This is a genomic window from Citrobacter sp. Igbk 14 (assembly GCF_028069825.1).
In the GTDB taxonomy this organism is placed as follows: Bacteria; Pseudomonadota; Gammaproteobacteria; order Enterobacterales; family Enterobacteriaceae; genus Citrobacter.
Map to the genome: position 1 here is coordinate 17,645 of NZ_JANEWM010000023.1, position 26,217 is coordinate 43,861.

Here is a 26,217-nt window from a genome sequence, read left to right on the forward strand (position 1 = left end):
GCGCGGGAGAGAGATATAAATATAATGACGATTAAAAATATCCGTCATCATATATTTTGATATCAGTGCAACCAGTGCACTCCATCTTCAGGTTGAAAAAAGGCGTTATAGCGCATCTGAAACGCATTTATCTCCTGCATATCCGGCTCCATTTCGCGCAGAAAACCCAGCGCCAGGCGTACCTGTGCGTCGGTAATCGGCGCGGCCAGCCGGGCTTTTTGCAACACCCGGTGCCACTGCAGCAGATTCTGTTCACTACCGTCTACAATGACGATTTGCCAGATTAGCAGCACCTGGGCAGCATTTTGCAGATGCGATTCGTCAGGTCGATGGAGGTACTGTAAAAACGCCTCTCCCTGCACTTTCCCCATCTGATCGATCATCGATTCTACCGGCACGACATCAATACTCAGACGTTCGCTCAGACGGCGAATCGCGCGCCGTGACCCGGACGTCAGCACCCGAAAACCCACAACAAAAACAACAACCAGCGTGGCCAGCATTATCCAAATCATGCGCACATCCATTACCCGACAGGACGCCCATCATAGCGGCAAATTCACCTGTGTCGACGACTGAACGTGTCATAATGTGACTTATCGAACCCATGAGCAGACATCATGAAATCTGATATCAGAACCCTCGATCTTAATCTGTTGAAAACGCTGGATGCCCTGCTGGATGAACGCAACGTCACCCGGGCGGCGCAGCGGCTGTCGCTCACCCAACCAGCGGTCAGCGGCATGCTAAACCGTCTGCGTGATTATTTTGACGATCCGCTGTTTGTCCGCACGCCGCACGGTATTGTCCCGACGCTCCGGGCTCGCACGATGGCAGCGCCCATCAAACAGATCCTCAGCGACATTGATATCCTGCTTAAGCCCGCACAGTTCGACCCACTCACCGCGGTACTCACCTTTACCGTCGCCGCGACCGATTACGCCCTTAAAGCGGTGATCGTGCCGTTTATCGCCGCGCTTCGCGCACGTGCGCCAGGTATTCGTGTGCGGGTCGTTCCCGTTGAGCAGGAGCTGCTAACAACACAGTTTGAGCAGGGTAAAATTGACCTGGCGCTGCTGACGCCGGATTCAACACCGGATAATCTGCACAACCGCCCGTTATATAACGAAGAGTATGTTTGTCTCATGCGTCATGATCATCCCGATGCCCATCAGGCGTTAACACTCGATCGCTTCTGCGCGCTGGAGCATGTGCTGGTTTCTTATAAGGGGGAAAGTTTCTGGGGGGTCACCGATGATGCGCTGGCAGATGTTGGACGAAAACGACAGATTGGTTTGTCAGTCAGCAGTTTTCTGGTTCTGCCGGATATCCTCGCGATTAGCGAGATGATTGCCGTCGTCCCTGCCCGGCTGGCCTATACCGATCCCCGGATGCACGTTGTGCCACCGCCGCTGCCCATTGCTGGTTTTACTAAAAGTATGGCCTGGCACGAACGCACGCACCGCGATGCGGCGCATCAGTGGCTACGCAATCTGGTGCATGAAACCAGTCAGTCTAAACCATAAAAAAACCCGCCATGAAGGCGGGTAAAAGTTACCACTACACACTTAAGCGACTTTCAATTGCTGGATCTTTTTCTCGCGACGAATTTTACGTTCTTCAAACACGGCCACGATAGCCATCAGGCAGATACAACCGATAGCGGCGGTATCCAGCGCGGCGAAGGTACCTGCCCAGCCAGTCAGACCGAAAACCGGTGTACCATCAGCAATCATCCCCAGACCCAGCTTGGCGAAGCTGTCACCGATCAGATAGGCAAATGTCCCTTTAATCCCATCGGCAGCGCCGATCGCTTTTTTCGGTACGAAACCAACGGCTGCGACACCGATTAACAGCTGCGGACCAAACACCAGGAAGCCGAGGGCAAACAGCGAAGCCAGATAGACATACTGGTTGCTGGCATGCTGGTAAACACCCAGTGTCGCAATGATTAATGCCAGTGCCACACAGGCCACCAGCGCCCGGCGACCATTTGCCAGGTCAGAGAGCCAGCCCCACAGCAACGTACCGACCAGCGCACCCACTTCAAACAGGGTAAAGCCCTGAATCGCCACTTCTTTGGAAAGCTTCAGTTCCTGGAACGCGTACACGGTAGACCACTGGTCGATACCAATACGGACCACGTACAGGAAGATGTTGGAGAAACACAGCAGCCAGATCACTTTGTTTTTCAGCACGTACTCAACAAAGATCTGCCACTTGGTCATGTCATTTTCTTCGGTCTCTTTGTCTTCTTCGCTGATCTCTTCACCGAACAGCTCTTCAGCTTTCCCCAGACCATAAGATTCCGGGGAGTCGCTGCCATAGCGCAGGCCGATAAAGCCAACAATCAGGGCGATAATCGACGGGAAGATAAACATACCAATGACGTGACCGTCGAACAGGTAGTTGGCACCAAACAACGCCACACCAGCCGCACCGGCACCACCGAGGTTGTGGGAAATGTTCCACATACCGAGGTAAGAACCACGTTTACGGCGAGGTGTCCATTTGGTGATGGTGGAATAACTACACGAACCGCCAGTACTCTGGAAGAAACCGCTCAGCGCGTAGAAGGTAATCATCAGGAACAGGCTGGTTGAACCTGCGCCCATGCTGGCACTGAAGCCGAGCATACAGATAGCAGAGAGGATCAACATAAACGGCAGGAACTGCTTGGTGTTTTTGCCATCCGCGTAATAAGAAACCAGCGTTTTACCCACGCCGTAGGTGATGGAGAAGCCCAGGCCAATCATCCCCAACTGCGTCATGCTCAGCCCGTAGGTGGAGATCATGTCGTTCTGCGCGATGTTGAAGTTTTTGCGGATCAGGTACATGGTCAGGTAGCCAATAAAGACCACCAGATAGGACTGCATGAACGGTTTGAACCACATTTTACGCCGCACATCGAGCGGCAGATCCAGGGTTGGCTTGCGCACCTGGTTTAAGAAGGCCAGCATAGGACTCTCCGAGCTAATTTTTATACCTGCGAATAGCAGGCATTGTAAAAATCAGCCCGGGATCACGCCTGAGACAGCGTCCAGGTGAAACCGGGAAAATTTCTTAGTTTTACCCCACTCGGGGCAAAAAGGTGAGGTGCATCACGCTTCGTTGAGATCACGCGGGGCCTGGGCGTTTAAAAACGGCAGCAGCAGCAGCGCGGAAATTCCCGCCGCAATAGCGATCACCACAAAGAAACCGGTCCAGTGCCAAACCTCCATCACCTTCGCCAGCGGCCAGCCGGAGAGTGAAGCGCCCAGATAGGCAAACAGCCCGACAAACCCGGTTGCTGCGCCCGCCGCCTCTTTATGCGAGCACTCTGCCGCCGCCATACCAATCAGCATTTGCGGGCCAAAGACGAAGAATCCGGTGGTGAAAAAGCACGCCGCCTGCATCACGTAGCTGGCGAACGGCATCAGCCACAGCGAACCGACTGAGAGCAAAATCCCGGCGGCAAAAATCAGGTTCATTGGCCCACGATTGCCGTTGAACAGCTTATCTGACCCCCAACCCGCCACCAGAGCCCCGATAAACCCGCCCAGTTCAAACATGGTCACCGCGGTGTTGGCGGTCACCAGATCGACCCCCAGCGTTTCTGACATGTACAGATTACCCCAGTCGTTGATCGCTGCACGTACCACGTACACCAGCACATAACACAACGACAGCAGCCAGATGTAGGGATTCAGCAATACATAGCGGGTGAGAATTTCTTTGCGGGTTAAGCCTGCGCCCTCCTGCTGCTGGGCAATTTCTAACTCATCGTGCCGCCAGTCGCCAACCGGAGGTAAGCCAATCGCCTGCGGCCTGTCGCGCAATCGCCAGCACAGGAAAAATCCCACCACAATCGCCAGTATTCCGGCAATCATCATTCCTGCACGCCAGCCATAATGCAGCGCCGTCGCCGCCATCACCATCGGGATCAGCGCCCCGCCGACGTTATGCGCGGTGTTCCATAGCGCCCACCAGCCACCGCGCTCGGTACGCGAATACCAGGCAGTCAGCAAACGGGCGCATACCGGCGATCCCCAGCCCTGGAAGAACGCATTCAATGCCCACAGTAACGCAAAGGCCCAAAGCGAGGTCGAGAAACCGAACAGGATGTTTACCACGCCGGTTGCAATCAAACCAATGCCCATAAAATAGCGGGCGTTGGAGCGATCGCTGACGATACCAGAGACAAACTTCGACAGGCCGTAGGTGATGTAAAACAACGTCGCCAACAGGCCAATATCGCTGCGGGTCAGTACACCGCTAATCAGGATATCCGGCACCGCCGCGTTGAAGCTTTTGCGCGTGAAATAAAACAGCGCGTAGCCAAGCCAGATGGTGGTCAGAATATGCCGCCGCCAGTAGCGATAACGGGCATCTACCTCACTTTTATTGGTAATGAGTGGCGCATTCGCCGGGGCTTTTAGAAACTGAAACATTGCCATTCCTTACACATAACGCTGAGGCAAAGAGACGCTGACCCGCGTACCGTGCGTACAGGATATCGAAAGCTTACCGCCGAGGGCCGTAATGCGCTCGCGCATCCCGGTGAGGCCAAATCCTTGCTGATTCGAACCCGGCGGCAGGCCGCTGCCATCGTCCTCAATCACCAGCATCAACCGCTCATCCTGTAGCCAGCCCTGCAACGTCACCGCGCTGGCATTGGCATGCTTAACAATATTGTTCAGTCCTTCCTGGCAGACGCGAAACAGCGTCACCCGCTGACTCTCGCTGAGTTCTGATTCATCAATATGCCAGTCGAGGTGGCTGACGATACCGCGACTTTCCAGCTCCATTTCCCGCATCAACGAACGGATAGCCTGCTCCAGGGTTAAATCATCTAACTGGCGCGGGCGTAAACGCCCCAACAGGCGACGTACCGAATCGTATACCCCGAGTGAAAGCTGCTCAATATGCGCCCCACTGCGCTTCACGCCCACGTTTTCCGGAGCCAGCCGCTGAACGATACCGGCCTGAGTACGAATCGCGGTAATGGTCTGCCCAATGTCATCATGCAGTTCACGTGCCACGTCGCGGCGCACGCTTTCTTCGGTTTCCAACAAACGCTCCGCCAAACGATGATTACGTGCCAGCTCGTTTTGCAGCGACTGGTTGAGTTCACGCAGGCGCTGAATACCCGCGCCGAGCAGCAGACCGGTCAGGCTCTGCGCCAGCAAGGAGAGCAGCAAGTCGACGGGATGGTCGTGCCAGGTCTGGCTGGCAATCAGCGCGATGGCATTCATTAGCGTAGCGATCAGCGCCCCCTGCCAGCCATAGTGCCAGGCAAGTGCAATGATCGGCAGCGCGAGGCAAAACGGCGTAAAGCGTGACAGTTCATTCGGCAGACCCAACTGCAACCACAGGCTGACACTGAACAACAGCAGATACCAGACCAGATGCCGTCCGCGCCAGTTTACGGGTTGAGAAACCACCGCAGGTCCCAGCGGCAGCCAGGTGGTGCTGGTCAGATAGTGCCAGAATACCAGGCAGATCGGCGCCAGCGTTAACCCGCCGGTGAGCGTCAGCAGCAGCACGGTCCAGGCCTCTTCACCTTGCCCAAGCCATGGTAGCGATTGCAGCAATGCCGCCGCGGTCAGTGCTGCCCCCTGTAATAACAATGTGCGCCAGTCACGCTGATGGCGGAAACGTGAGGTCAGTGCGACGGGAAGTAAGGTGAGAAAGCTACCGATCACCAAAAGTGGCAGATGGGACAGTGCCACTTCCAGTGCCAGCCAAAACAGAAGCAGCCATTCCGCACCCAACAGTACCGGCCAGTAGCCGCGCGGACATTGCAGCATCAACCCCAGGCGCAGGCCAAATGGAAACAGCAGCACTGCCAGCTCCGGGCGTTCAACCAGATGCAGGCTGATGCTCCACAGGCAAAACCATGCGGCAGAGAAGATAAAAAAACAGGCGACAACGGTGATACACCGCGAAAAGACGCTATTCATTGCCAGCCGTCAAACATCCGCCGCGCCAGTTCAACGTCGTTACTGACGCCCAGCTTTTCCATCAGATTGGCGCGATGGACGTGCACCGTTTTTGGTGACAAGCCCAGTTCGGCGGCAATCTCTTTGACTGCCATCCCTTGCGCCAGTTTTTCCGCCACCTGACGTTCGCGTTTGGTTAGCGGGTCCTGACGCCCGGCCGCCAGTTTGACGGCGATGTCCGGCGTTAAATAGCAGCCGCCAGTCGCCACGGTACGCACCGCGGCAATCAGCTCATCGGGGCTACAGCGTTTTGAGAGGAAGCCTCGCGCCCCTGCGTTCAACGCCTGCTCCACCAGCGCCGGGCTGTCGTGGACGGAGAGCATGATAATCGCCATGCCTTTTGGCAACTGGCTTAACAGTTCGAGGCCGGAAATGTCAGGCATGGAGATATCGCAGATACAGACCTGCACGCCGCGCCCTGGCAATCCTGCCAGCGCCTCGCTACCTGAGCCAAACTCAGCCACAACCTGCAAATCGGGTTCCAGCCCCAACAGTTGGGCAAACCCGGAACGGACGATAAGGTGGTCGTCGATAAGGGCAACGGTAATCATGGGTTATGTCCTGGTGCTGGAAAACGCCTGATGGCGCTGCGCTTATCTGGCCTACAAGAAGGTAGGCCGGACAAGGCATGAATGCCGCCATCCAGCAAAGGCGATTACCTTAACGATATACACGTCATCCTTCAAGCGGCCTCTGCCTTGAGCGGATTACTCGAAGAAGACGGTAATTTTGTTAAACATTGAGGGATCAGACTGGTTGCGCGCCACTTTCACCACATCTTCCAGTTTGTCGATCTGGCTTATCATCTGCTCCAGACGTTGGTCGTCATTCACCAATAGCCAGATACGGCTCTTATCACTGTCCTGAATCGGTAGACAGAGGATACCTTCCACGTTGAACGCACGGCGGGCAAACAGTCCACAAACGTGGGTCATTACACCCGGGTGATTGCGTACGGTGAGTTCCAGGATTACGTTGTCATGAGTCTGCTGTTGCATGGCTTATTCCCCCACCATTTCAGTGTTTGCCGCACCCGGCGGTACCATCGGGTACACTTTTTCTTCTGCATCAATACGTACGTGGATCAGCGCAGGTCCTGGACGATTGATTATCTCCTGCAGCGCCGCCTGTGGATCCGCTTCATGATTTAAATCGCAGGTTTCGAGACCAAAACCGGCGGCAATCTGCATAAAGTTAATCATCCCCGGATAGGTCGCAGCAAACACGCCTTGTTTATAGAACAGGCTCTGCTGCTGATACACCAGACCCAGCGCTTCGTTATTCATCAGGATGATTTTAATATCCAGCTGATTTTCACTGGCAGTCGCCATTTCCTGAATATTCATCATCAGGCTGCCGTCACCGGAGAAGCACAGCACTTTCTTGTCCGGGTTCGCCAGCGCCGCACCAATCGCTGCGGGCAGACCGAAGCCCATGGTCCCCAGACCACCAGACGTCAGCCACTGACGTGGGCGATTCAGCGGGTAGGCCTGCGCTGCCCACATCTGATGCTGACCCACGTCAGTAGTGATGATGGCGCTATCGTCTACGCAAGCCGCAACGGCGTTAATCAGCCCATAATGGCTGAGCGGATCGCTTTCCTGTGGAATGGTACATGGAAATTCACGCTGCAAATCCGCCACCATGTGATGCCACGCGTCGCGCGACTGCGCCTCAATCAATGGGATCAGCTGTTCCAGCACCTCATTCACATCCGCCTGAATGGCCACATGCGGCTGTTTGATTTTACCCAGCTCGGCACGATCGATATCCACGTGGATAATCTTTGCATTCGGGCAGAACTGCTCGGTTTTACCAATCGCCCGGTCATCAAAACGTGCGCCAAGAACAATTAATAAATCAGCTTCTTGCAGAATAAAGTTAGTGCTGCGTGCGCCGTGCATGCCCAGCATACCTAACGACAGCGGATGCGCTTTTGGCAACATGCCCAGCGCCATTAAGGTCATGGTGGTGGGCAGCATCGCTTTTTCCGCCAGCTCACGTACGCGCTCAGGTACGTTAATCACGCCGCCGCCGAGATACAACACCGGACGTTGTGCCGCATTGATCATGGCGGCAGCATCGCGAACGCTGTCCGCGCTAAAGGTTGGCGCAGGGGCTTTTTTTGCAGGCTCCGGCATCTCTTCAATGTCAAATACGGCTGTTTGAATGTCCTTAGGTATGTCTATCCACACCGGGCCTGGGCGTCCTGACTGCGCAATGCGGAAGGCATCGCTCATGACCTGCGGTAATTCATTGATATGGCGAACCAGATAATTGTGTTTGGTGATGGGGATAGAGATGCCGTAGGTGTCAACTTCCTGGAAGGCGTCAGTGCCGATCATAGAGGCCGGAACCTGCCCGGTGATACACACCAACGGAATAGAGTCCAGGCGCGCATCGGCGATAGCAGTAACCAGGTTAGTTGCCCCCGGCCCGCTACAGGCCATACACACCGCAGGTTTACCCTCGGTTCGTGCCATCCCCTGGGCGATAAACCCCGCACCCTGCTCGTGGCGCGCCAGGATATGACGGATTTGCGTGCTTTGGCTTAAGGCGTCGTAGACGGGGAGAATTGAGCCGCCAGGAATACCGGTGACGACTTTAATTCCCTGACGTTCCAGGAAATGAACGATGAATTCTGCGCCCGTAAAGCGCGTACGCTTGGATGTGATGCCCGAACTTGCCATGCTCCAGTCCTTTTATTCTGGGCCTTTGCTCCGGGCAGGTCTCTTATACGAAAAACCCCGCCCGGTTTGCGCCGGCGGGGTTTTGGAATCGTGTGTTGTTCCGGACCCTACGGCGCATTGCCGACGACCACCACCACACGCACGACGACCGCTGCGCGAGATGGCGCAGTTTTTAGTAGGGTCGCAGTCAGCATGGAAGGGTTCATTAGGGACCTTGTCTGTTTGTTGGTTAACAGGATTTATACAAACACAGGTTTTTCAGCGTGACAATGGAAAATTTTTCATCTGCGCAAAAATGCGTCAAAGATCACGTTTAGCTGTACGCAATGTAAAAACAAAAAACCTCGCCGGGGCGAGGTTTTTTTCAGGGTTTGCGGCTGGTAACCGCAGAACACACTGTGTTACGTCAACGCAAGAAGTATACGCGATCGGGAACGAACGCGCAATTTAAGGTACGGATTTTGACGTTTCTGAGTATGGATCGCTTTGCGGATTTTGTCCATAAAATACTGTTCATACATACAGTATTTATCTATACTGTGAATGTTCGCAGTGCGCGAGGGGGCCGCTGTTTTACCGGTGCAACAAAGTCCTGGCTGAAACGGGTGGTGCCGTCAGCGCCTTAACCCCCGAAGTGAGCACACTGTGTTACGTCAACAAAGGTGCTGGCAACAGGCAGCGGCGAGGTACGCCAGCACCGTGCTCCTTGTACCAAAAGGAGAGCGTATGAGCCTCGTGGATATCGCTATTCTTATCCTCAAACTCATCGTTGCAGCACTGCAACTGCTTGATGCTGTTCTGAAGTATATAAAATAGTTCAGATTCAAGTCGCACTTAAGGGGAGCGGGTTGTCACCTGCTCCCCTTTCACCTTCTCCCAGGTGCTTGTGTCGCGCCAATATGTTACGTTTTTATGACATTCTCAGGGAAGAATACCGCTATGACTCTTTCTGTTTTCTGCATTTTACTGTTCGCCGCGCTGCTTCATGCCAGCTGGAACGCCATTGTTAAAGCAGGAAATGACAAGCTGTACTCGGCTATCAGCGTGAGCGGCTCGGCTGCGATTATGGCTCTGATTCTCTTGCCCTTCGCCCCCCAACCCTCTGCCGCCAGCCTGCCATTTTTGGCGATTTCAACCGCATTACAGGTGGTGTACACCGTCCTGGTTGCCAAAACCTATCAGGTTTCGGACATGAGCCAGACCTATCCCATCATGCGCGGCACCGCCCCATTGTTGGTCGCTATCATCAGCGTCCTGTTTCTCGGCGATAGTCTGTCAATGCTGGCCTGGGTGGGGATTGCCACAATCTGCCTGGCGATCCTCGGCATGGCATTTAACGGACGCAGCAGTTCACAACGAGGGATCGTTCTGGCGCTCATCAATGCCTGTTTTATTGCCGGCTATACGCTGGTTGATGGCACCGGTGTTCGGCTTTCAGAGACTGCTCTGGGCTACACGCTCTGGACCTTCTTCCTGAACGGCTCCTGCTTGTTGAGCTGGGCGATGATTGCCAGACGCCGCGAAGCCTCCCGCTATCTGGCACACCAGTGGAAGAAAGGTATTCTTGGCGGTATTGGCACCATGGGCTCTTACGGGCTGGCACTGTGGGCGATGACTCAGGCCCCGCTGGCGGTGGTAGCCGCACTGCGTGAAACATCCATTCTGTTTGGCGCACTGCTCGCCTGGTTGCTGCTAAAAGAGAAAGTCGCCGGAGTACGCCTTATCGCGGCCGCAGGTATTGCCGCCGGCGCAGTATTGCTACGTTTGTCATAATCGCGCTGTCGACCTGATGCAATCCGGCAACATTTGTTGCCGCTATTTGTTTACATTTCCTGCCGTTCATCGTTGAAACATTCCAGCCCACTATCTGGCCTTCTTTTTCTGTTGTGGTAGATTCCACGCGCATTTATGGGAAAGTGCAGCACCTTATTCTTATTTTTTCTTCATTTGAAAAGTAATCAGCGAAATGAAAAGGCATAGAAGCGTCAATTTGTTGTTGATGTTGGTATTACTGGTGGCGGTGGGTCAGATGGCGCAAACCATTTATATCCCTGCGATTGCTGATATGGCGCGTGAACTGAACGTTCGCGAAGGCGCGGTGCAAAGCGTAATGGCTGCCTACCTCCTGACCTACGGCGTGTCACAACTGTTTTACGGCCCGCTTTCCGACCGCGTAGGTCGTCGCCCGGTGATCCTCGCCGGGATGTCTATTTTTATGCTGGCTACGCTGGTCGCCATTACTACCCATAGTCTGACGGTATTGATCATCGCCAGTGCCATCCAGGGGATGGGCACGGGCGTTGGCGGTGTGATGGCGCGAACCCTACCGCGAGACCTGTATGAAGGTACTCAGCTTCGTCACGCGAATAGTTTGTTAAATATGGGTATCCTGGTCAGTCCACTGCTGGCACCGCTGATTGGCGGCATGCTGGATACGCTGTGGAACTGGCGCGCTTGCTATATTTTTCTGCTGATTCTGTGTGCAGGCGTCACATTTAGCATGGCGCGCTGGATGCCGGAAACACGGCCTGCTGGCGCGCCACGTCCACGGCTGATTGCCAGCTACAAAACCCTGTTTGGCAACGGCGCATTCACTTGTTATGTGCTGATGTTGATCGGCGGACTGGCAGGCGTTGCCGTCTTCGAAGCCTGCTCTGGGGTATTGATGGGCGCGGTGCTGGGTTTAAGCAGCATGGCGGTCAGTATCCTGTTTATTCTGCCTATTCCGGCGGCGTTTTTCGGCGCATGGTTCGCCGGTCGCCCTAACAAGCGATTTTCAACGCTAATGTGGCAGTCGGTTACCTGCTGTCTGGTTGCCGGGTTGATGATGTGGATCCCAGGTTTGTTTGATGTGATGAACGTCTGGACACTGCTGGTTCCTGCCGCGTTGTTCTTCTTCGGTGCGGGGATGTTGTTCCCACTGGCAACCAGCGGCGCAATGGAACCTTTCCCGTTCCTGGCAGGTACTGCCGGCGCGCTGGTTGGAGGCTTACAGAACATTGGCTCTGGCGTGCTGGCGTGGCTCTCCGCGATGCTACCGCAGACCGGACAAGCCAGCCTCGGGCTGCTGATGACCCTTATGGGGCTGCTGATTTTTGTGTGCTGGCTGCCGCTGGCGTCACGCGTGTCGCATCAGGGACAGGCGGTTTAAGCGCATGATGGCCCGGCTTATCGCCGGGCTTTTCACATTCAGGCGCAATCATCGTATTAATCAACGGCTCCAGTGCGGGACGCCAGGCACCTTCTTCACCATCATAAAACTGCGTATCAGCATTGATTGCATAGGGGATTTTTGCCTTGCGCAGTTCACATGCCATAAACCGTGCAAATGCAGTTTGCGCGGCAGAAGGCGTATTTTTGATGGTTTCTCCCGGTGACCAGCCCCCCACCCAACTGACGTGCCCCGTTTTCTGTTGCCAGTGAATAGCCGTATTAATACGGGCGCGAATGGCGGCTTTTTCTGCCGCAGTCCCCGACGTCCAGGGGTACTTACCGTTATTTTTTAGCGGCCCCCACGGGAAGATATGCCATTCAGCCAGAACGGTATTCTGGCTTTGCGGCGGTAATTTCAGATTAGGCAAATCTTCCGGTGCCGCGCGCAGGCGCGGCGCAATGAAAATCATCCGCTGCGGGTCGATGGCATGGATAGTACGAATGGTTTTGTCATACACCCGATTGAGCGAAGTCTGATTGTGATTAAGCTTATCGGCAGGCTCATAAATCAGGTCAAAGCCCAGCAACGGCGAACTTTGACCAAAGTAATGCGCCACCGCTACCCACCAGTTAACCACCTCTTTTTCATTGCCGCTATTGGGGTCTTTTTTATATTCATCAGCCTGATAAGCAATAATCGGGATCACGCCGTATTGCTCGCAAGCCTCTACCAGCTTGCGCAAATGGATGAGTCTGGCTTCTGTTGGCTCACCCGCCACACGAATACGCACATGAGAGATCCCCTTCGCCTTGAAATCCCGTACCACCAGCGGATCGAACTCGCGGATACCGCGATCGGTGCGAGCCCAATCGACGTCCATTCCAACCCCAAGCTGCTGTGCATACAACGCCGCCGTCAGCGCAGGGGGTGCGGCATACACGGCGGCACTGGCTAACAGTAAGAGGGAAACAATCGGCTTTAACACGGTCGTCCTTACGCAAATCATCAGGTGTGATATCACGTATTTAGCATGATTTTTGATACCTGGTGTAGAGAGAAAGCGTAAAAAATATTCGCGGCCCGTTTATTTAACCTGCTCCTGCAGCCAGCCAATAAATGCCTCGATTTTTGGCCACTGCCTGCCGGGTAACGTGGTGACGTAATAGTGTTGATGGCATTTCAGCGCCATATCACCGAAAGGCGCGACCAGTTCCCCGCTGTCGAGGCGCTTTTGTACCAGTCTCTTTCGTCCCATCGCTACGCCGATATGGTTCATCGCCGCAATGACCGCTAAATCAGAACGATCGAAGCCGATACCTGATGATGTCGGCAAATTCACGGCAAAATGCTGCGCCCAACTGTGCCATTCATCGGTCCCGGAGTCGTTACTCCATGCCTGTCTATCGTGCAACAACGTGCAGTGCGGCAGATTCACTAACGACCCCGTAAGGTCATAACGACGGGCATAGTCCGGGCTGCATACCGGCAGGATCTCTTCATCCATCAGGAAATGGTGCGTGAGCTGTGCAGAGGGGGCATCGTCAAAATAAATGGCCAGATCAACCCCGGCACGTTGCAAATTGACGTTGTCATTCCCAGTCAGCATGGTCAGAGATATCGACGGATAGCGACGGGTAAAATCACCGAGCGCCGGAACCAGCCAGCACTGTGCGATGGAGGGGCGTGAGTACACAGTGAGCGTCCCGGAAAGTTCCTGGTTTTTGATATCGAGGATTTCCTGATTCAGCGTATCCAGCGACGATTTCAACGCCCAGAACACCCGTTTACCTTCGTGAGTGAGCTCCACTTTGCGGTGAGAGCGAACAAACAGCTGAATCCCCAACTCTTCTTCAAGCTGATTAATTCGGTGGCTGACGGCGCTGGGGCTTAAGGAAAGTTCGTCTGCCGCCAGCGCAAACGACTGATGTCTGGCCGCCACTTCAAAGGTATACAGTTTTGAGAGTTGCCAACCATTGAGCAGCCGATTTCTGACTTCACGAAGGGGGTCCATATTCACCTCTTTCATCCTGAATTATTCGCCGGAGTGTAAAAAAAACCGCTGTAAAAATCAGCATAAAGGTGAATCAAGGTGAACCATATCGCATAAATAATGCGTAATTAGATGTAAATCACTCATTTGATTCAATCTGGCTCATGTGAAAGGGGATTTTTATCGTTTGTCAGACTGTGCCTTATTTTTGTCCAATACCCCTATATTAATCACAGGGCAAGGTGAGTTATGCACTCTCAAATCTGGGTTGTGAGTACGCTGCTGATAAGCATCGTATTAATCGTTTTGACCATCGTGAAGTTCAAATTCCACCCGTTTCTGGCACTGCTGTTAGCCAGCTTCTTCGTGGGTACGATGATGGGCATGGGACCGCTGGATATGGTCAACGCCATTGAGAGTGGCATAGGCGGTACGCTGGGCTTTCTCGCTGCCGTTATCGGTCTTGGTACCATTCTCGGCAAAATGATGGAAGTATCCGGCGCGGCGGAACGCATCGGTCTGACGTTGCAGCGTTGTCGCTGGCTTTCGGCTGACGTCATTATGGTACTGGTCGGGTTGATTTGCGGCATCACACTGTTTGTCGAAGTCGGCGTGGTGTTGTTGATCCCACTGGCTTTTTCTATTGCTAAAAAAACCAACACCTCACTGCTGAAACTGGCGATCCCGCTGTGTACTGCGCTGATGGCTGTACATTGCGTGGTACCGCCACATCCGGCCGCCCTGTTTGTGGCGAACAAGCTGGGCGCGGATATTGGCACCGTAATTGTTTATGGTTTACTGGTTGGCTTGATGGCTTCGCTTATCGGCGGGCCGCTATACCTGAAATTTCTCGGCAACCGTCTGCCGTTTAAACCGGTTCCGGCTGAGTTTTCCGACCTGAAGGTTCGCGACGAAAGTACACTGCCATCGCTCGGTGCTACGCTGTTTACCGTGCTGCTGCCGATTGGCCTGATGCTGATGAAGACCGTCGCTGAGCTGAATATGGCGAAAGGCAGCGCGGTTTATACGCTGCTGGAGTTTATTGGTAACCCAATCACCGCGATGTTTATCGCCGTTTTCGTGGCCTATTACATCCTCGGTTTGCGTCAGCATATCGGCATGGGCGCGCTACTGACGCATACCGAAAATGGTTTTGGCTCCATAGCCAATATTCTGTTGATTATCGGCGCAGGCGGCGCATTCAACGCTATCCTGAAAAGCAGTGGGCTGGCGGATACCCTCGCGCTGATCCTCTCGAATATGCACATGCACCCGATTCTGCTGGCATGGCTGGTAGCACTGATCCTGCATGCTGCAGTGGGTTCAGCCACCGTTGCCATGATGGGTGCGACAGCGATTGTGGCCCCTATGCTACCGCTTTACCCAAACGTCAGCCCGGAAATCATCGCTATTGCCATCGGTTCCGGTGCAATTGGCTGCACAATCGTTACAGATTCCCTCTTCTGGCTGGTGAAGCAGTACTGCGGAGCCACTCTGAATGAGACGTTCAAATACTATACGACCGCGACATTTATCGCGTCCGTTATTGCACTGGCGTGCACATTCCTGCTTTCCTTTATTATCTAAGCGCAACGAGACTGACTATGGAAAACATTCAAACACTTATCGCCCAGTATCCTTTAGTGGAAGATCTGGTCGCTCTCAAGGAAACGACCTGGTTTAACCCTGGCACCACCTCTCTTGCGGAAGGTTTACCGTATGTTGGCCTGACTGAGCACGACGTTCAGGACGCCCACGCCCGTCTGACGCGCTTCGCGCCGTACCTGGCAAAAGCCTTCCCGGAAACGGCGGCGACCGGCGGCATTATCGAGTCTGAGCTGACCGCCATTCCCGCCATGCAGAAGCGGCTGGAAAAAGAGTACGGACAGCCTATCAACGGCGAAATTCTGCTGAAGAAAGACAGCCACCTGCCAATTTCTGGCTCAATCAAAGCCCGTGGCGGTATTTATGAAGTGCTGACACACGCCGAAAAACTGGCACTGCAAGCAGGTCTGCTGACGACAAATGATGATTACAGCATGCTGCTTTCGCCCGAGTTCAAACAGTTCTTTAGCCAGTACAGCATCGCGGTAGGTTCAACCGGCAACCTGGGGATGTCTATCGGCATCATGAGCGCCCGCATCGGCTTTAAGGTGACGGTACACATGTCTGCCGACGCGCGCGCATGGAAAAAGGCTAAGCTGCGCAGCCACGGCGTTACCGTTGTGGAGTACGAAGAAGATTACGGTGTGGCAGTTGAACAAGGGCGTAAGGCGGCAGAGTCCGATCCGAACTGTTTCTTTATCGACGATGAAAACTCTCGCACGCTGTTTTTAGGTTATGCGGTTGCCGGACAGCGCCTGAAGGCCCAGTTTGCCCAGCAGGGACGTGTGGTAGATGCTGACCATCCACTGTTTGTTTACTTGCCGTGCGGTGTGGGTGGTGGCCCTGGCGGGGTGGCATTTGGTCTGAAGCTGGCATTCGGTGACAACGTTCATTGCTTCTTCGCAGAGCCGACTCATTCACCGTGCATGCTGTTGGGGATTTACACCGGACTGCACGACACGATTTCCGTGCAGGATATCGGCATCGACAACCTGACGGCGGCAGATGGGCTGGCAGTCGGTCGCGCATCGGGCTTTGTAGGCCGGGCGATGGAACGTCTGCTCGACGGTCTGTACACGCTGGAAGACCAGACCATGTATGACATGCTGGGCTGGCTGGCACAGGAGGAAGGTATTCGTCTTGAGCCGTCAGCACTGGCTGGCATGGCTGGTCCGCAACACGTTTGTGCCTCCACGGATTACCAGCAGATGCATGGATTCAGTGCAGAACAGCTCAAAAACGCCACTCATCTGGTATGGGCGACCGGCGGCGGTATGGTTCCTGAGGCCGAAATGGCGCAATACCTGGCAAAAGGACGCTAACCCCCGCTGATCTCAACGCAGCATCGCCATCAGCTCCATCGGTGAGCGATGCTGTTTAATCAGATCGCGCATGACGCGCATATGGGGTGATGAGTGTTCAAAGAAGGCCTGATATCCCGCACACAGCACGTTTTCCCCGTGAATATCCCCATGCACCGGGCAATCACCACGGTAAAATTGCGATAAGGAACATGACCGGCAACGCGCGCTCTGCGGTAAGGTCGATTGCCGTTCCATTTGTACCGCCAGTCCACACCATCGACGCAGCGTTTTATCAAAAAGCTGAATAGATACCCGATTAATATCTTCACGAACCCAGATATCAAATATCGTATTTAAAAACTGCCCCCACCCTTCTGGTGTGACAGATTCAGCCGTCAGGTTGCCTGCTTCATCGCGCTTAATCAGCGGGATAAACTGTACGAGGCGAACATCTCCTTGTCGTAAATCACGGTACAGTTCAATAGGTTGTAAACTCTTCTGGTGATCAATCACCACCTTTAAAATACCCTCACTAACATCCATGTCCTCACATACTGTCATGCAAAATTCCCGATATATACGATAAGTTGGCGAACGTGTGTTACAGCAAACAGTATTGCAAGGGATAACACCGCGAGGGAGATCATAAATTTGTCACGCACCGCGCGAGATTCAGAAAAATCGCTATGCGTAACATCCATCAGGTTACGGCTGCGGGTGTAGCGCCAGAGAATAATCGCCACAATTGCCAGCACAGCTATCGAAACCCAGAATAACGCTCCCGCCTGATGCCAGTTATGCTTAATCGCCAGCGCCATCAGTGCACCATAGCCTAGCAACGTACGAAACCAGGCCAGCGATGTCCGTTCCGGTTGTAGACCAGGATCGGACTGGCGACGAGCCTTACGACTATCCGGCATACAGCACCAGCGCCATAACAATCACCGCCACAAGCGTCAACATAACGCTGATAATCAGCAGGCTGTTGGTGTACGGCATATCCTCTTTCAGACGCATCGCCTTTTCATTTCGCAACCAGCGCAGATAACCGTAGATCGCCAGCCCCCCTGCAAACAGACACAGCAACAAAGCAAGTGCCTCACGGATGACCGGCGTAGCAAAGTCCGGGGCCAGTTGATCAAGACCAACGCCCGCCGCCAGAAAACCCAGCGCAGTGCGGATCCACGCCAGAAACGTACGCTCATTTGCCAGTGAGAAGCGGTAATCCGGCGCTTCCCCAAGGCGGGAAATCTTCATGACGACTCCTTCAATATTATTGTCTGGTCGTTATACCGGAACAGGGAAGGAGTATGAACCTGATTCGCAAACGAAAGGGAGCGTAATGTGATGAGACAATGGAAAAGAGAGATGTGCTTGGTGATGCCGGATGGCGACTGACGTCTTATCCGGCCTACAGTGAACGATGCAGATGTAGGCCTGATAAGCGCAGCGCATCAGGCATTCCTGGATATGCTGGCTGGATAGGTCAGTTTTAACCTAATCCCCAGAAGAGCACCGCCAGCAGTTGCGGAGTAATAATGCGCAGGAACATCACCAACGGGTAAACGGTGGCGTAGGAGAGAGCGGCTGCGCCACTGGTGGCGTGCAGGTTGTTAGCGAATGCCAGCGCAGGAGGGTCCGTCATCGACCCTGCCAGCATGCCGCACAGCGTCAGATAGTTCATTTTGGCAAAGATACGTGCCAGTAAACCGACAGTAATCAGCGGAATGGCGGTAATGAAAATACCGTAGCCCACCCAGCTCAGACCGTCGCCCTGCGTCAGCGTATTCACAAAATCGCCGCCGGATTTCAGCCCAACCACCGCGAGAAAGAGCACAATACCTAGCTCACGCAACGCCAGGTTCGCGCTGGGAGGCATAAACCAGTACAGCTTACCGATACTGCCAATACGCCCCAAAATCAGCGCCATAATCAGTGGTCCACCGGCCAACCCTAGTTTTAATGCCACCGGGAAACCGGGGATAAACAGCGGGATTGAACCCAACAAAACCCCAAGCCCGATCCCGATAAACACCGGCAACATCTGCACCTGCTGCAGTTTTTGCTGTGCGTTACCCACAACATTGGCAACGGCATCAATCGACGAAGGTCGCCCCACCAGATTCAGGATATCGCCAAATTGCAGGCTGGCATCGCTGCTGGCGACCAGTTCAACGCCCGCGCGGTTCAGACGGGAAATCACCACGTCGTAACGTTCTTTAAAGTGCAGGTCGCGGATCCGCTTGCCAAGCACCTTTTCGTTGGTCACAACGACACGTTCAACGCGCAAATCCGTGCCCCGCGTTGACAGTGAAGTGTCCACTTCCTGCCCAATCACCACCTTCGCATTATGCAGATCGCCTGGCTGTCCGACCAGGTGGAGCAGATCGCCCATCTGGATAATCGTCCCCGGCGACGGCACCATTAACGTTTCATCTCGCTTCAGGCGTGAACAGATGATTTTGTCGCTGTTCAGAATGGGGACATCCTGAATCGCCATATTATTGAGGTTCGGGTTTTCAACACGAATGTTCATCGTCTGAATCAGCGTATGACCGTTGGTCAGGGTTGATTCATGCTGCTGAGCCTCGGACTCCACGTTCACGCGGAAAATGAGGCGCATCAGCCACATCGTGAGCAAAATACCGCAAATACCGAAAGGATAAGCCATGGCATAGCTCATCCCCATCTGATCGACCACATCCCCCGGCGTACCCAGATCGCGCAGAATTTGCTGCCCGGCACCCAGTGCGGGCGTATTAGTGACCGCGCCGGAGAAGATCCCCAGCACCACGGGCAGCGGAATAGCGAAGATCTTATGCAGAAGCGCGGTGACCAGTCCCCCGATAATTACGATCAGCACTGCAAACAGGTTCAGACGCAGTCCCGAAACACGCAGTGAAGCAAAGAAACCCGGCCCGACCTGGATGCCGATGGTATAGACGAAGAGTATCAGGCCAAATTCCTGAATAAAATGCAGCATATCGCCGCTCAGGGTCATCCCTGCCTGATCGACAAAGTGTCCGACGATGATACCGCCAAACAGCACGCCTCCGATGCCAAAACCAACGCCCCGTACTTTAATGTTGCCGATCCATAACCCGACAACCGCCACCAATGCCAGAACGCTGACCGTCAATGCTATATCACTCATTCTTCTGTTCCCTGTGAATAACATCATTAAGTAAATGGATTCTCGCAGAGTACAGGCGCAATGTATGGGTGGTAAAGCACAAAAAAGCCCCGTCATTTCTGGCGGGGCAAAGGCTTGGAGCTATTTAGCTATTTAATGCGGGACGTTCGCTGATGGCGATACGTTGTGGAGCAATGGTTTCAGGCTCATTACGGGTCAAATCAATATGCAGCAAGCCATTGGTGAAGCTTGCACCGGAGACTTCCATATTTTCAGCCAGCGTAAAGCTCAGGCTGAATGATTGAGTGACCAGCCCCTGATGCAACCATTTGGTCTCTTTTTCCGGCTGCTGCGGCGTACCTTTTACGGTCAGACGTGTGCCTTCCAGTTGAATATCCAAATCTTCCTGGCGGAAACCGGCTAACGCAAGGGTAATGCGGTAGTGGTTATCATCGCTCTTTTCGATGTTATAGGGTGGGAAGCTTTGGCTTTCACCGGCGTTTTGTAATGCATTGGCCAGTTTGTCAAAACCGATCCATTGACGCAGCAGTGGGGATAAATCGTAGTTACGCATAATATTCTCCTTCTAAGAAGCGAGTAAGTACCTTTCGGCTCCCTGACGGCAAGCCTGTGCTTCGCGGGGCCGCGCAAGCGGCCCGACAGATAAATTAGTTGATTTCGATGCGGCGCGGTTTATTCGCTTCAGGAATCACGCGCTCAAGCTCGATATACAGCAGACCGTTTACCAGGTTTGCGCCGCGAACGTGGATGTTCTCCGCTAACTGGAACTTGCGTTCGAAATTGCGTTCGGCAATACCCTGGTACAGGTAAGTACGTTCTTTTTGCTCGTCCGCATGCGCGCCTTTCACCACCAGCAAATTATCCTGAGCGGTAATTTCCAGCTCGCTTTCAGCAAAGCCCGCAACGGCAATTGCAATGCGGTAATGGTTTTCGTCTACCAGCTCAACGTTGTACGGAGGGTAGCCACCATTGCTTTGGCCCTGGTTGTTTTCCAACAGGTTAAACAGACGATCAAATCCAATAGCAGAACGGTATAGCGGGGATAAATCAAAGTTACGCATAATCAATAGCTCCTGAAATCAGCGAGAATGTTGGACCTTCCATCTTGGACAGGTCAGGTAGCCAGGACACCCATCAGGCATGCCCTTCATTTGTCTACACCCTAAAAATGGGTCTTAATACAAACTTTTCAAGCGTACTCCTCTGACTTTTTTTGCAGTTTGTTGTCTATTGCATACACTGGGGGGAGCAGTCGTTATCGTTAAATCGCGATTGCCGCCACATTGCGACAAGATGGTGATGTTATTTTCGCAACGGATCGCTTTAACTCACCATGCAAACACGATGATTAGCAGATGAAATAATGATGATAAAAAAAATGGTGTTAACACTGATGATGTGCAGCGGGATGGTTTTTATAAGCGGCTGCTCCAGCGTGATGTCACATACCGGAGGGAAAGAAGGGACCTATCCAGGCACCCGTGCCAGCGCCACAATGATTGGCGATAGCGATACGAACTGGGGAACAAAGTCGTTAGCTATTCTGGATATGCCTTTTACTGCGGTTCTGGATACGGTACTGCTCCCGTGGGATCTCTTTCGCAAAGATAACTCGGTCCGATCTCGCGTAGAAAAGAGCGAGGAGAAAACGCAAGCCACCAACGCCGTTATCCCCCCAGCTCAAATGCCTGCGCCTTAAGTTAACGTCCGGTTTCTGTCACCCATAGCTGGCGGAAACCGTCGACGTCTTCCATCCAGGCAACCTGTCGGCCATCAGGAGAGAAGACAATCGCATCTGCTGAAGGTGGGTTGCCATGGCTGGTCGTTAAAAATTCAATCTCTCCCGTCTGCGCATCGCAGCAGGCAATTCGGTTTTCCAGCACAAATCCCAACCATCGCCCCGACGGATGCCAGTTGAATGCCGACTGAATATCCGTGGCGCTACGGGTTAGTTGACGCGGCTCCCCCCCTTGCACGGTAATGAGCCATAACTGCACGATACCGTTGTCATCGCGCATCAGAAACGCAATTTCGGATGCCTTTGGATTGCTGCGTACCCAATGGCGCGGTTGATTCACCAGCCCCGGGAAGGCGCGATCGTGAGTAAACGTCAGGCGTCGCTGAACGATGCCGGCTGGTGGCGCAGGCATTGTTGCTTCCGTTCCCTCCAGAGGTGCATCGCCAGGCTGTTTCCAGCCGCTTTCATGGCGTGGCAAATCAACGATAAACAGTTCCGGTACTTTTTCGCCACTGACAGACAACGTATCGCCGATAAAGGCCAGCGTATGATTTCCTACCCAACCCTCTTCATAAGCACGGTTAATCTCATCACTGCCCGGTTTGGGCTTCGGCGTTGTCTGACTGACCAGCACACACCAGCGGCTACCGCTGTACTCACGCGGGTGATCTGCTGACACAGTCACCGGGCCACAGGGAACAGCCACGCCAACGTTACGTAAATCCAGTGTCGGAGAACGCTCATGCAGCACATGGTCGTTGTAGGTGAAGCTAACAAACTCACCGTTCGGACTAAAGACATGCACATGACTACCGCCACGCAGCGCGCCTGGGGTATATGGCGCGGTAATATCCATCGCATCCAGATTCGCCACTGCGGTCTGGGTTGCAATCACACCACGGCGATGATGAAAGTCGTAATGCCATGTTTCATCTGGGTTTTCTGGTCCATGAATAAAGACATACTGCTCAGACTTAGGATGAACGGTCACCACGCCGACATGTGCGCCTTGTGTAGCACGGTAAATGACGTCAACCTCACCATCCTGCACATTCACTCGCTCAATGGTTTCACCCGTAAATGACGCACCGGAAGGACGCACATCATAGACCAGCCACTGGCTGTCCGGTGTCCAGGTGTTGATATTGGTAAGCTGATGATTACGCGCTGCAAAGGTGATTTGTTTCATGGCGGTGTCCCGGACAAAAAATACCGCTCCTTTTTACCACGCACAGCGCGTATCCCATAAGCCTTTAGCGGGCCGCAAGCGCATCAGCTTGCTGAGCGTTCACTGCCAAAGCGGGGAAGTCCTCGAAGGTGTAGTAACGAATGGGCGGCGGTAACCGCTCCATTGCTGTACCCGGCCACAGTTGCAGCTCTCCGACAGCATTAAGATCAACGCCCTGCCAGTGGTGCGGCAGCGCCAGTCGCTGCAGAACAGCTTGCTCGCCGGGCACGCGTGTCGGCAAACGATTATCCCCCATCTGATAGTTACGCCGCAGTACCAGATATTTTTCCGGCACCCGACGCCGACTGTTCCACCAGCGACCGTCCAGCATATCGAAATGGAAACGGGTGAGTTCCGGCGACTGAGCGCCAAGATGGACAAGTGCCTGCCGAAGCGCCGTTCCCATCGCCACCTCGTAAACCCCCTGAGAAACCGTTTGCCCCTCCAGAATCAGTGACACCGCCAGGCGGGCACCAAGCAGGTTGGAGTAAAGATCTTCTGGCGAAAAAGCAGAAACACCTTCAGAAAATCCGGGAACAGACTCAAAACCGTACCATTGCGCAATTTCATGCCACTCCGCGACCTGAAAAGCCAGATGAGCGGCCAGCCAGGCTGCCAGCGTATATCGCGCGACTGGATCGGTTGGTGGTGTAAAGGCATTAAACACCAACCGGCGCTGGGCCAGTTCGGTATCCAGATCGAGCGTAAAAGCCTGCCCCAGTTTCGGCAGGATCTGACTAAAGATATAGACCGTCATATCAGCGGTATCACGAACGTGGGCGGTATCAATAAAACCGCCACGGGCGGTATAGAGAATACCGTTATTCTCACGGCTTAAACCGCTCAGGTTTTCCAGCCCGGCCAGCATGCTATCGTTGTACTGATGCAATCCAAGGTGGCCTGCCGGGACCACGTTATCCAGCTGATAAAACGGTACCGGCATGCCCAGAAATTCCGCATGCAAGTTGTAGCCAAATGCACAGCAAGGACGTAACCCTTTAGGCAGTGGCTGTGGCGGCATAGCAGGCCACGCGGTGGTTGCCCTCGCTGTTGCCTGCGGAGCCAGATCTAATGCCACCGGTAATACCGCCCCAGCACTGCCTGCGAGAAGTAATGCCAGTAACGACGTGGTTTTCAGCAATCTGCTCAAAATGCCTCTCCAACCTGAAAATAGAAACCGCTGCTGCCTTTGCCGATGCCATAATCCAGGCGTACGTTGACGCGCGGCTTGAATTCAAAGCGATAACCGACTCCTGCCGAGGGCAGCCAACGTCCGTCGTCCAGCGCACTAAATGATGGCCCCATAGTACCTGCGCCCAGCCAACCGACCACGCCGTGCCGCCAATCGAGCTTGCGGCGATACTCAAGTTGTCCGCTGACGACATTCTTATCCCGATAGCGCCCTTCGTAATAACCGCGCATGCGTTGATTGCTACCGAGCAGCGGCATCATGCTCCACGGCACCGATCCCCGGGTAAACGTGCCATCCGCCTCCCATGCCAGCACGTTTTTATCGTCCAGCGAGTGGTAACGACTGTAATGCAACTGGTATTCATCAAACCGGGTATCACTCCCCACCTCCGGATTAAAGCGGGTGTAGCGCACATCGGCATACTGTCCTTTACGCGGATTAGGGACGAAATCACGATCGTCCCAACTCAATTCCACGCTACTACCGGAACTGAGAACCGATGCCCCCTGCGGCGTGTTTTCAATTTTCGGAGGGTCGTTGTCGTCCATTTGCGCAGCATGCTGAGTATTCAGCGACCAGCCGAGTCCCAGATAGATGTTAGGTGCTATCCGCCGGTATAGCGTTGGACGCAAATCCAGGACCTGAGCGGTATATTGCTGTTTTTGGCTATCTTTATCTCCGGCGCTAAAACCCTGTCCCCAGTAGTAGGTTGGGGTATCTGTTAATGCGCCATTAAGAAAGAAACGCCAGCGATCGTCGGCGAAAAATGCATAATTCTGCATTGTGATGCCAAAAGCCCCCGTTGAGCTAAAGTAACCGCTCAGCGTCAGCGTCGAGTTTTGACTCACCGTATCGTTCGGATCGGGTCGATACATCCCCACCACCGCCGTACCGATCCCCAACCCCAGTTCCGGGGTATAAAACGGCCCAGGCATCACTCCCCAGTCGATACCTTTACTGGCGTTAAAGTTATCGCTGGCGCCCAGTTTATTCAGCCAGCCGTCAACCTCGTTACGGGTCGGCAGCGCCGACTGAACGTATCCGGCAAACAGGCAGAAAAACAGAAGCAGGCCGATGCGCGTCAAAAACGATACTCTCCCGCAGCAAAGAAGCTATTACGATCGGCAAAGCCAATTTCGGTGGTGATATTAAAGTTGCGGGTCAACTCATATTGCGCGCCTACCAGCACATTCCAGGGTGATTGCAGGTGCTGTTTAACATCGAAGCGACCATTGCCATCCTTGTTCGCAATATCCACCATTTTTTGCAGTGCGGCAGAAGGCATTGTGAGATCGTTCAGGCTGCCGCTAAATTCTTGCTGCACATCCTGATACATGCTGCCCACCCACAGATTTAACTTGCCGGATGGCATGTGCAGGGCCTCCACGCCGGGAGTGGTAAAGCGATAACCTACACGCGGAGAGACGGTAAAGGCATTAATACTGCCATCAAGGATATCGAACTGCGTTTGCGTATAGTTGGCATCAAAAGCCGTAAACCAGTTGCCCACTCCGCCAACCAGAGTCGCTCCTACACCGTAGGTTGTGCCTTTAAAGTCGAGCTGAAATGCCAGATTCTGCAAATTGGCTGGTGTGCGGTATTTACGTGGTCCTTTGATTCCTACACCTATCTGCGAAACAGAGTGCCCGTCGGTATAGCCAATCAGGCCATAGACGTTCATAAAAGGCAGTAGCCAGGCATCCAGTTTTAAGGTTTCGGTTTTACTTCTCTCTCGGGTATTGCCAACGTTGATTTTAAACGCGTTATCCAATGAGTGACCGCGCAGGGAGAGACCGTTGAAATTAATACTGTCTACATTAATATTTTGCCTGATATTCATGTAGTTAATATTCACGCCAAACGGCTCAGGCAGGTCGTAGCCACGTTTACGTGCCTCCTCACCTAAAAACGGCAAAACAGAGTGGCTTGCGGTTGGTTTAGCCGCGGGTTTTGTCGGCAAAGAAGTAGCCTGACCATCGTCCTGATAGTCATACAGCGGTGTCAATGTTGAGCCAGAATCCGTCGCAGCCCAGGCTTGAAAAGCCAAACAGGAAGACGTCATCAACACCAGGCGGATGCGTGTGTTAGTCATAAGGAAACATAGTTGCAGGCAGGAATCGCCCGAATATAAAAGAAGGGGGGAGAGTATAGAAGTTACGTGCTAAGTGGGGGGATTAATGT

27 protein-coding genes and 1 other annotated feature are annotated in these 26,217 nt (G+C 53.7%); of the genes, 7 read left to right on the forward strand and 20 right to left on the reverse strand.

Going from position 1 to position 26,217, the window contains the following annotated elements:
• Positions 1 to 62: 62 nt before the first annotated feature.
• Entirely contained in the window at positions 63 to 515 is a 453-nt protein-coding gene (locus tag NNN64_RS11065) for a DUF1198 family protein (protein WP_271441420.1), read from the reverse strand.
• Between the two features lie 105 nt (positions 516 to 620).
• Between NNN64_RS11065 and NNN64_RS11070 the strand changes: the two genes are divergently transcribed.
• Positions 621 to 1,526: a LysR family transcriptional regulator gene (locus NNN64_RS11070; protein WP_271441421.1), complete on the forward strand. Its 906-nt coding sequence runs from the start codon at positions 621 to 623 to the stop codon at positions 1,524 to 1,526.
• A 42-nt stretch (positions 1,527 to 1,568) separates the two neighbouring features.
• On the opposite strand, the gene uhpT is transcribed toward NNN64_RS11070, so the two are convergent.
• The 7 genes from uhpT to ivbL form a co-directional block, all read right to left on the reverse strand.
• Positions 1,569 to 2,960, reverse strand: coding sequence for a hexose-6-phosphate:phosphate antiporter (uhpT, locus tag NNN64_RS11075; protein ID WP_271441422.1), 1,392 nt, complete (start codon positions 2,958 to 2,960; stop codon positions 1,569 to 1,571).
• A 141-nt stretch (positions 2,961 to 3,101) separates the two neighbouring features.
• Positions 3,102 to 4,430 (reverse strand): MFS transporter, encoded by a 1,329-nt coding sequence (locus NNN64_RS11080; protein ID WP_271441423.1) that lies wholly within the window; start codon positions 4,428 to 4,430, stop codon positions 3,102 to 3,104.
• A 9-nt stretch (positions 4,431 to 4,439) separates the two neighbouring features.
• The gene (uhpB, locus tag NNN64_RS11085) at positions 4,440 to 5,942 is read right to left on the reverse strand and encodes a signal transduction histidine-protein kinase/phosphatase UhpB (RefSeq protein ID WP_271441424.1); all 1,503 of its coding nucleotides are present in this window, start codon (positions 5,940 to 5,942) and stop codon (positions 4,440 to 4,442) included.
• Complete coding sequence (gene uhpA, locus NNN64_RS11090) at positions 5,939 to 6,532, reverse strand: transcriptional regulator UhpA (protein ID WP_005121502.1); 594 nt, start codon at positions 6,530 to 6,532, stop codon at positions 5,939 to 5,941. The genes uhpB and uhpA overlap by 4 nt, the downstream gene beginning before the upstream one ends.
• Positions 6,533 to 6,688: 156 nt before the next feature.
• The gene (ilvN, locus tag NNN64_RS11095) at positions 6,689 to 6,979 is read right to left on the reverse strand and encodes an acetolactate synthase small subunit (RefSeq protein WP_003023914.1); all 291 of its coding nucleotides are present in this window, start codon (positions 6,977 to 6,979) and stop codon (positions 6,689 to 6,691) included.
• Positions 6,980 to 6,982: 3 nt separating this feature from the next.
• On the reverse strand, positions 6,983 to 8,671 hold the full coding sequence (ilvB, locus tag NNN64_RS11100; protein ID WP_271441425.1) for an acetolactate synthase large subunit: 1,689 nt from the start codon (positions 8,669 to 8,671) through the stop codon (positions 6,983 to 6,985).
• A gap of 107 nt (positions 8,672 to 8,778) precedes the next feature.
• Positions 8,779 to 8,877: an ilvB operon leader peptide IvbL gene (gene ivbL, locus NNN64_RS11105; RefSeq protein ID WP_003827118.1), complete on the reverse strand. Its 99-nt coding sequence runs from the start codon at positions 8,875 to 8,877 to the stop codon at positions 8,779 to 8,781.
• Between the two features lie 520 nt (positions 8,878 to 9,397).
• Here ivbL and tisB point away from each other — a divergent pair.
• The 3 genes from tisB to emrD all read left to right on the forward strand — a co-directional run bounded on the left by tisB (position 9,398) and on the right by emrD (position 11,822).
• Positions 9,398 to 9,487, forward strand: a complete 90-nt coding sequence (tisB, locus tag NNN64_RS11110; protein WP_003840643.1) for a type I toxin-antitoxin system toxin TisB — start codon at positions 9,398 to 9,400, stop codon at positions 9,485 to 9,487.
• A gap of 123 nt (positions 9,488 to 9,610) precedes the next feature.
• Positions 9,611 to 10,444: a DMT family transporter gene (locus NNN64_RS11115; protein ID WP_271441426.1), complete on the forward strand. Its 834-nt coding sequence runs from the start codon at positions 9,611 to 9,613 to the stop codon at positions 10,442 to 10,444.
• Between the two features lie 193 nt (positions 10,445 to 10,637).
• Positions 10,638 to 11,822 carry a multidrug efflux MFS transporter EmrD gene (gene emrD, locus NNN64_RS11120; protein WP_271441427.1) on the forward strand — a complete coding sequence of 395 codons (1,185 nt, stop codon included), beginning with the start codon at positions 10,638 to 10,640 and terminating at the stop codon, positions 11,820 to 11,822.
• On the opposite strand, the gene NNN64_RS11125 is transcribed toward emrD, so the two are convergent.
• A complete protein-coding gene (locus tag NNN64_RS11125; protein ID WP_271441428.1) occupies positions 11,749 to 12,831 on the reverse strand; it encodes a cellulase family glycosylhydrolase in 1,083 nt (360 codons plus the stop codon). The genes emrD and NNN64_RS11125 overlap by 74 nt on opposite strands.
• Before the next feature lie 78 nt (positions 12,832 to 12,909).
• Complete coding sequence (gene dsdC / locus NNN64_RS11130) at positions 12,910 to 13,836, reverse strand: DNA-binding transcriptional regulator DsdC (protein WP_271441450.1); 927 nt, start codon at positions 13,834 to 13,836, stop codon at positions 12,910 to 12,912.
• Positions 13,837 to 14,064: 228 nt separating this feature from the next.
• Here dsdC and dsdX point away from each other — a divergent pair, with 228 nt between their 5' ends.
• Both dsdX and dsdA read left to right on the forward strand, forming a co-directional pair.
• The gene (gene dsdX / locus NNN64_RS11135; RefSeq protein ID WP_271441429.1) at positions 14,065 to 15,402 is read left to right on the forward strand and encodes a D-serine transporter DsdX; all 1,338 of its coding nucleotides are present in this window, start codon (positions 14,065 to 14,067) and stop codon (positions 15,400 to 15,402) included.
• Positions 15,403 to 15,419: 17 nt separating this feature from the next.
• Positions 15,420 to 16,742 (forward strand): D-serine ammonia-lyase, encoded by a 1,323-nt coding sequence (gene dsdA / locus NNN64_RS11140; RefSeq protein ID WP_271441430.1) that lies wholly within the window; start codon positions 15,420 to 15,422, stop codon positions 16,740 to 16,742.
• Between the two features lie 12 nt (positions 16,743 to 16,754).
• Here dsdA and NNN64_RS11145 read toward each other — a convergent pair whose 3' ends face one another.
• The 6 genes from NNN64_RS11145 to ibpA form a co-directional block, all read right to left on the reverse strand.
• Positions 16,755 to 17,285 carry a radical SAM protein gene (locus NNN64_RS11145; RefSeq protein WP_271441431.1) on the reverse strand — a complete coding sequence of 177 codons (531 nt, stop codon included), beginning with the start codon at positions 17,283 to 17,285 and terminating at the stop codon, positions 16,755 to 16,757.
• Positions 17,282 to 17,644: a DUF202 domain-containing protein gene (locus NNN64_RS11150; RefSeq protein WP_137382181.1), complete on the reverse strand. Its 363-nt coding sequence runs from the start codon at positions 17,642 to 17,644 to the stop codon at positions 17,282 to 17,284. The genes NNN64_RS11145 and NNN64_RS11150 overlap by 4 nt, the downstream gene beginning before the upstream one ends.
• On the reverse strand, positions 17,634 to 17,981 hold the full coding sequence (locus NNN64_RS11155) for a YidH family protein (protein ID WP_005121491.1): 348 nt from the start codon (positions 17,979 to 17,981) through the stop codon (positions 17,634 to 17,636). Before NNN64_RS11155 ends, NNN64_RS11150 begins: the two co-directional genes overlap by 11 nt.
• A gap of 235 nt (positions 17,982 to 18,216) precedes the next feature.
• Positions 18,217 to 19,878, reverse strand: a complete 1,662-nt coding sequence (locus NNN64_RS11160; protein ID WP_271441432.1) for a putative transporter — start codon at positions 19,876 to 19,878, stop codon at positions 18,217 to 18,219.
• Between the two features lie 124 nt (positions 19,879 to 20,002).
• A complete protein-coding gene (ibpB, locus tag NNN64_RS11165; RefSeq protein WP_005121488.1) occupies positions 20,003 to 20,431 on the reverse strand; it encodes a small heat shock chaperone IbpB in 429 nt (142 codons plus the stop codon).
• 94 nt (positions 20,432 to 20,525) lie between these two features.
• Positions 20,526 to 20,939: a small heat shock chaperone IbpA gene (ibpA, locus tag NNN64_RS11170; RefSeq protein WP_040231504.1), complete on the reverse strand. Its 414-nt coding sequence runs from the start codon at positions 20,937 to 20,939 to the stop codon at positions 20,526 to 20,528.
• Positions 20,933 to 21,005, reverse strand: a sequence feature (ROSE (Repression Of Heat Shock gene Expression) occurs in the 5'-region of heat shock genes and acts as an RNA thermometer to modulate expression.). It overlaps the preceding gene by 7 nt.
• A 239-nt stretch (positions 21,006 to 21,244) precedes the next feature.
• Between ibpA and NNN64_RS11175 the strand changes: the two genes are divergently transcribed.
• Positions 21,245 to 21,577, forward strand: a complete 333-nt coding sequence (locus NNN64_RS11175; protein ID WP_170974358.1) for a YceK/YidQ family lipoprotein — start codon at positions 21,245 to 21,247, stop codon at positions 21,575 to 21,577.
• Between the two features lies 1 nt (position 21,578).
• Here the strand turns inward: NNN64_RS11175 and NNN64_RS11180 are convergent, their stop codons facing one another.
• The 4 genes from NNN64_RS11180 to NNN64_RS11195 all read right to left on the reverse strand — a co-directional run bounded on the left by NNN64_RS11180 (position 21,579) and on the right by NNN64_RS11195 (position 26,128).
• The gene (locus NNN64_RS11180; protein ID WP_271441433.1) at positions 21,579 to 22,805 is read right to left on the reverse strand and encodes a DUF3748 domain-containing protein; all 1,227 of its coding nucleotides are present in this window, start codon (positions 22,803 to 22,805) and stop codon (positions 21,579 to 21,581) included.
• 64 nt (positions 22,806 to 22,869) lie between these two features.
• On the reverse strand, positions 22,870 to 23,994 hold the full coding sequence (locus NNN64_RS11185; protein ID WP_271441434.1) for a DUF4056 domain-containing protein: 1,125 nt from the start codon (positions 23,992 to 23,994) through the stop codon (positions 22,870 to 22,872).
• Positions 23,991 to 25,112 carry a BamA/TamA family outer membrane protein gene (locus tag NNN64_RS11190; RefSeq protein WP_271441451.1) on the reverse strand — a complete coding sequence of 374 codons (1,122 nt, stop codon included), beginning with the start codon at positions 25,110 to 25,112 and terminating at the stop codon, positions 23,991 to 23,993. Before NNN64_RS11190 ends, NNN64_RS11185 begins: the two co-directional genes overlap by 4 nt.
• Positions 25,113 to 25,117: 5 nt before the next feature.
• Positions 25,118 to 26,128 carry a hypothetical protein gene (locus tag NNN64_RS11195; RefSeq protein WP_271441435.1) on the reverse strand — a complete coding sequence of 337 codons (1,011 nt, stop codon included), beginning with the start codon at positions 26,126 to 26,128 and terminating at the stop codon, positions 25,118 to 25,120.
• Positions 26,129 to 26,217: the final 89 nt, after the last annotated feature.

Coding starts and splice junctions, on each gene's coding strand:
- uhpA (WP_005121502.1), bottom strand. CDS start 6,532: ATGATTACCGTTGCCCTTATCGACGACCACCTTATCGTCCGTTCCGGG.
- ivbL (WP_003827118.1), bottom strand. CDS start 8,877: ATGAACCCTTCCATGCTGACTGCGACCCTACTAAAAACTGCGCCATCT.
- uhpT (WP_271441422.1), bottom strand. CDS start 2,960: ATGCTGGCCTTCTTAAACCAGGTGCGCAAGCCAACCCTGGATCTGCCG.
- NNN64_RS11070 (WP_271441421.1), top strand. CDS start 621: ATGAAATCTGATATCAGAACCCTCGATCTTAATCTGTTGAAAACGCTG.
- ilvB (WP_271441425.1), bottom strand. CDS start 8,671: ATGGCAAGTTCGGGCATCACATCCAAGCGTACGCGCTTTACGGGCGCA.
- ibpB (WP_005121488.1), bottom strand. CDS start 20,431: ATGCGTAACTACGATTTATCCCCACTGCTGCGTCAATGGATCGGTTTT.
- uhpB (WP_271441424.1), bottom strand. CDS start 5,942: ATGAATAGCGTCTTTTCGCGGTGTATCACCGTTGTCGCCTGTTTTTTT.
- NNN64_RS11150 (WP_137382181.1), bottom strand. CDS start 17,644: ATGCCGGATAGTCGTAAGGCTCGTCGCCAGTCCGATCCTGGTCTACAA.
- ibpA (WP_040231504.1), bottom strand. CDS start 20,939: ATGCGTAACTTTGATTTATCCCCGCTATACCGTTCTGCTATTGGATTT.
- NNN64_RS11180 (WP_271441433.1), bottom strand. CDS start 22,805: ATGAAACAAATCACCTTTGCAGCGCGTAATCATCAGCTTACCAATATC.
- tisB (WP_003840643.1), top strand. CDS start 9,398: ATGAGCCTCGTGGATATCGCTATTCTTATCCTCAAACTCATCGTTGCA.
- NNN64_RS11080 (WP_271441423.1), bottom strand. CDS start 4,430: ATGTTTCAGTTTCTAAAAGCCCCGGCGAATGCGCCACTCATTACCAAT.
- NNN64_RS11155 (WP_005121491.1), bottom strand. CDS start 17,981: ATGAAGATTTCCCGCCTTGGGGAAGCGCCGGATTACCGCTTCTCACTG.
- ilvN (WP_003023914.1), bottom strand. CDS start 6,979: ATGCAACAGCAGACTCATGACAACGTAATCCTGGAACTCACCGTACGC.
- emrD (WP_271441427.1), top strand. CDS start 10,638: ATGAAAAGGCATAGAAGCGTCAATTTGTTGTTGATGTTGGTATTACTG.
- dsdX (WP_271441429.1), top strand. CDS start 14,065: ATGCACTCTCAAATCTGGGTTGTGAGTACGCTGCTGATAAGCATCGTA.
- NNN64_RS11160 (WP_271441432.1), bottom strand. CDS start 19,878: ATGAGTGATATAGCATTGACGGTCAGCGTTCTGGCATTGGTGGCGGTT.
- NNN64_RS11145 (WP_271441431.1), bottom strand. CDS start 17,285: ATGACAGTATGTGAGGACATGGATGTTAGTGAGGGTATTTTAAAGGTG.
- NNN64_RS11065 (WP_271441420.1), bottom strand. CDS start 515: ATGATTTGGATAATGCTGGCCACGCTGGTTGTTGTTTTTGTTGTGGGT.
- NNN64_RS11125 (WP_271441428.1), bottom strand. CDS start 12,831: ATGATTTGCGTAAGGACGACCGTGTTAAAGCCGATTGTTTCCCTCTTA.
- NNN64_RS11175 (WP_170974358.1), top strand. CDS start 21,245: ATGATAAAAAAAATGGTGTTAACACTGATGATGTGCAGCGGGATGGTT.
- dsdC (WP_271441450.1), bottom strand. CDS start 13,836: ATGGACCCCCTTCGTGAAGTCAGAAATCGGCTGCTCAATGGTTGGCAA.
- NNN64_RS11195 (WP_271441435.1), bottom strand. CDS start 26,128: ATGACTAACACACGCATCCGCCTGGTGTTGATGACGTCTTCCTGTTTG.
- NNN64_RS11115 (WP_271441426.1), top strand. CDS start 9,611: ATGACTCTTTCTGTTTTCTGCATTTTACTGTTCGCCGCGCTGCTTCAT.
- dsdA (WP_271441430.1), top strand. CDS start 15,420: ATGGAAAACATTCAAACACTTATCGCCCAGTATCCTTTAGTGGAAGAT.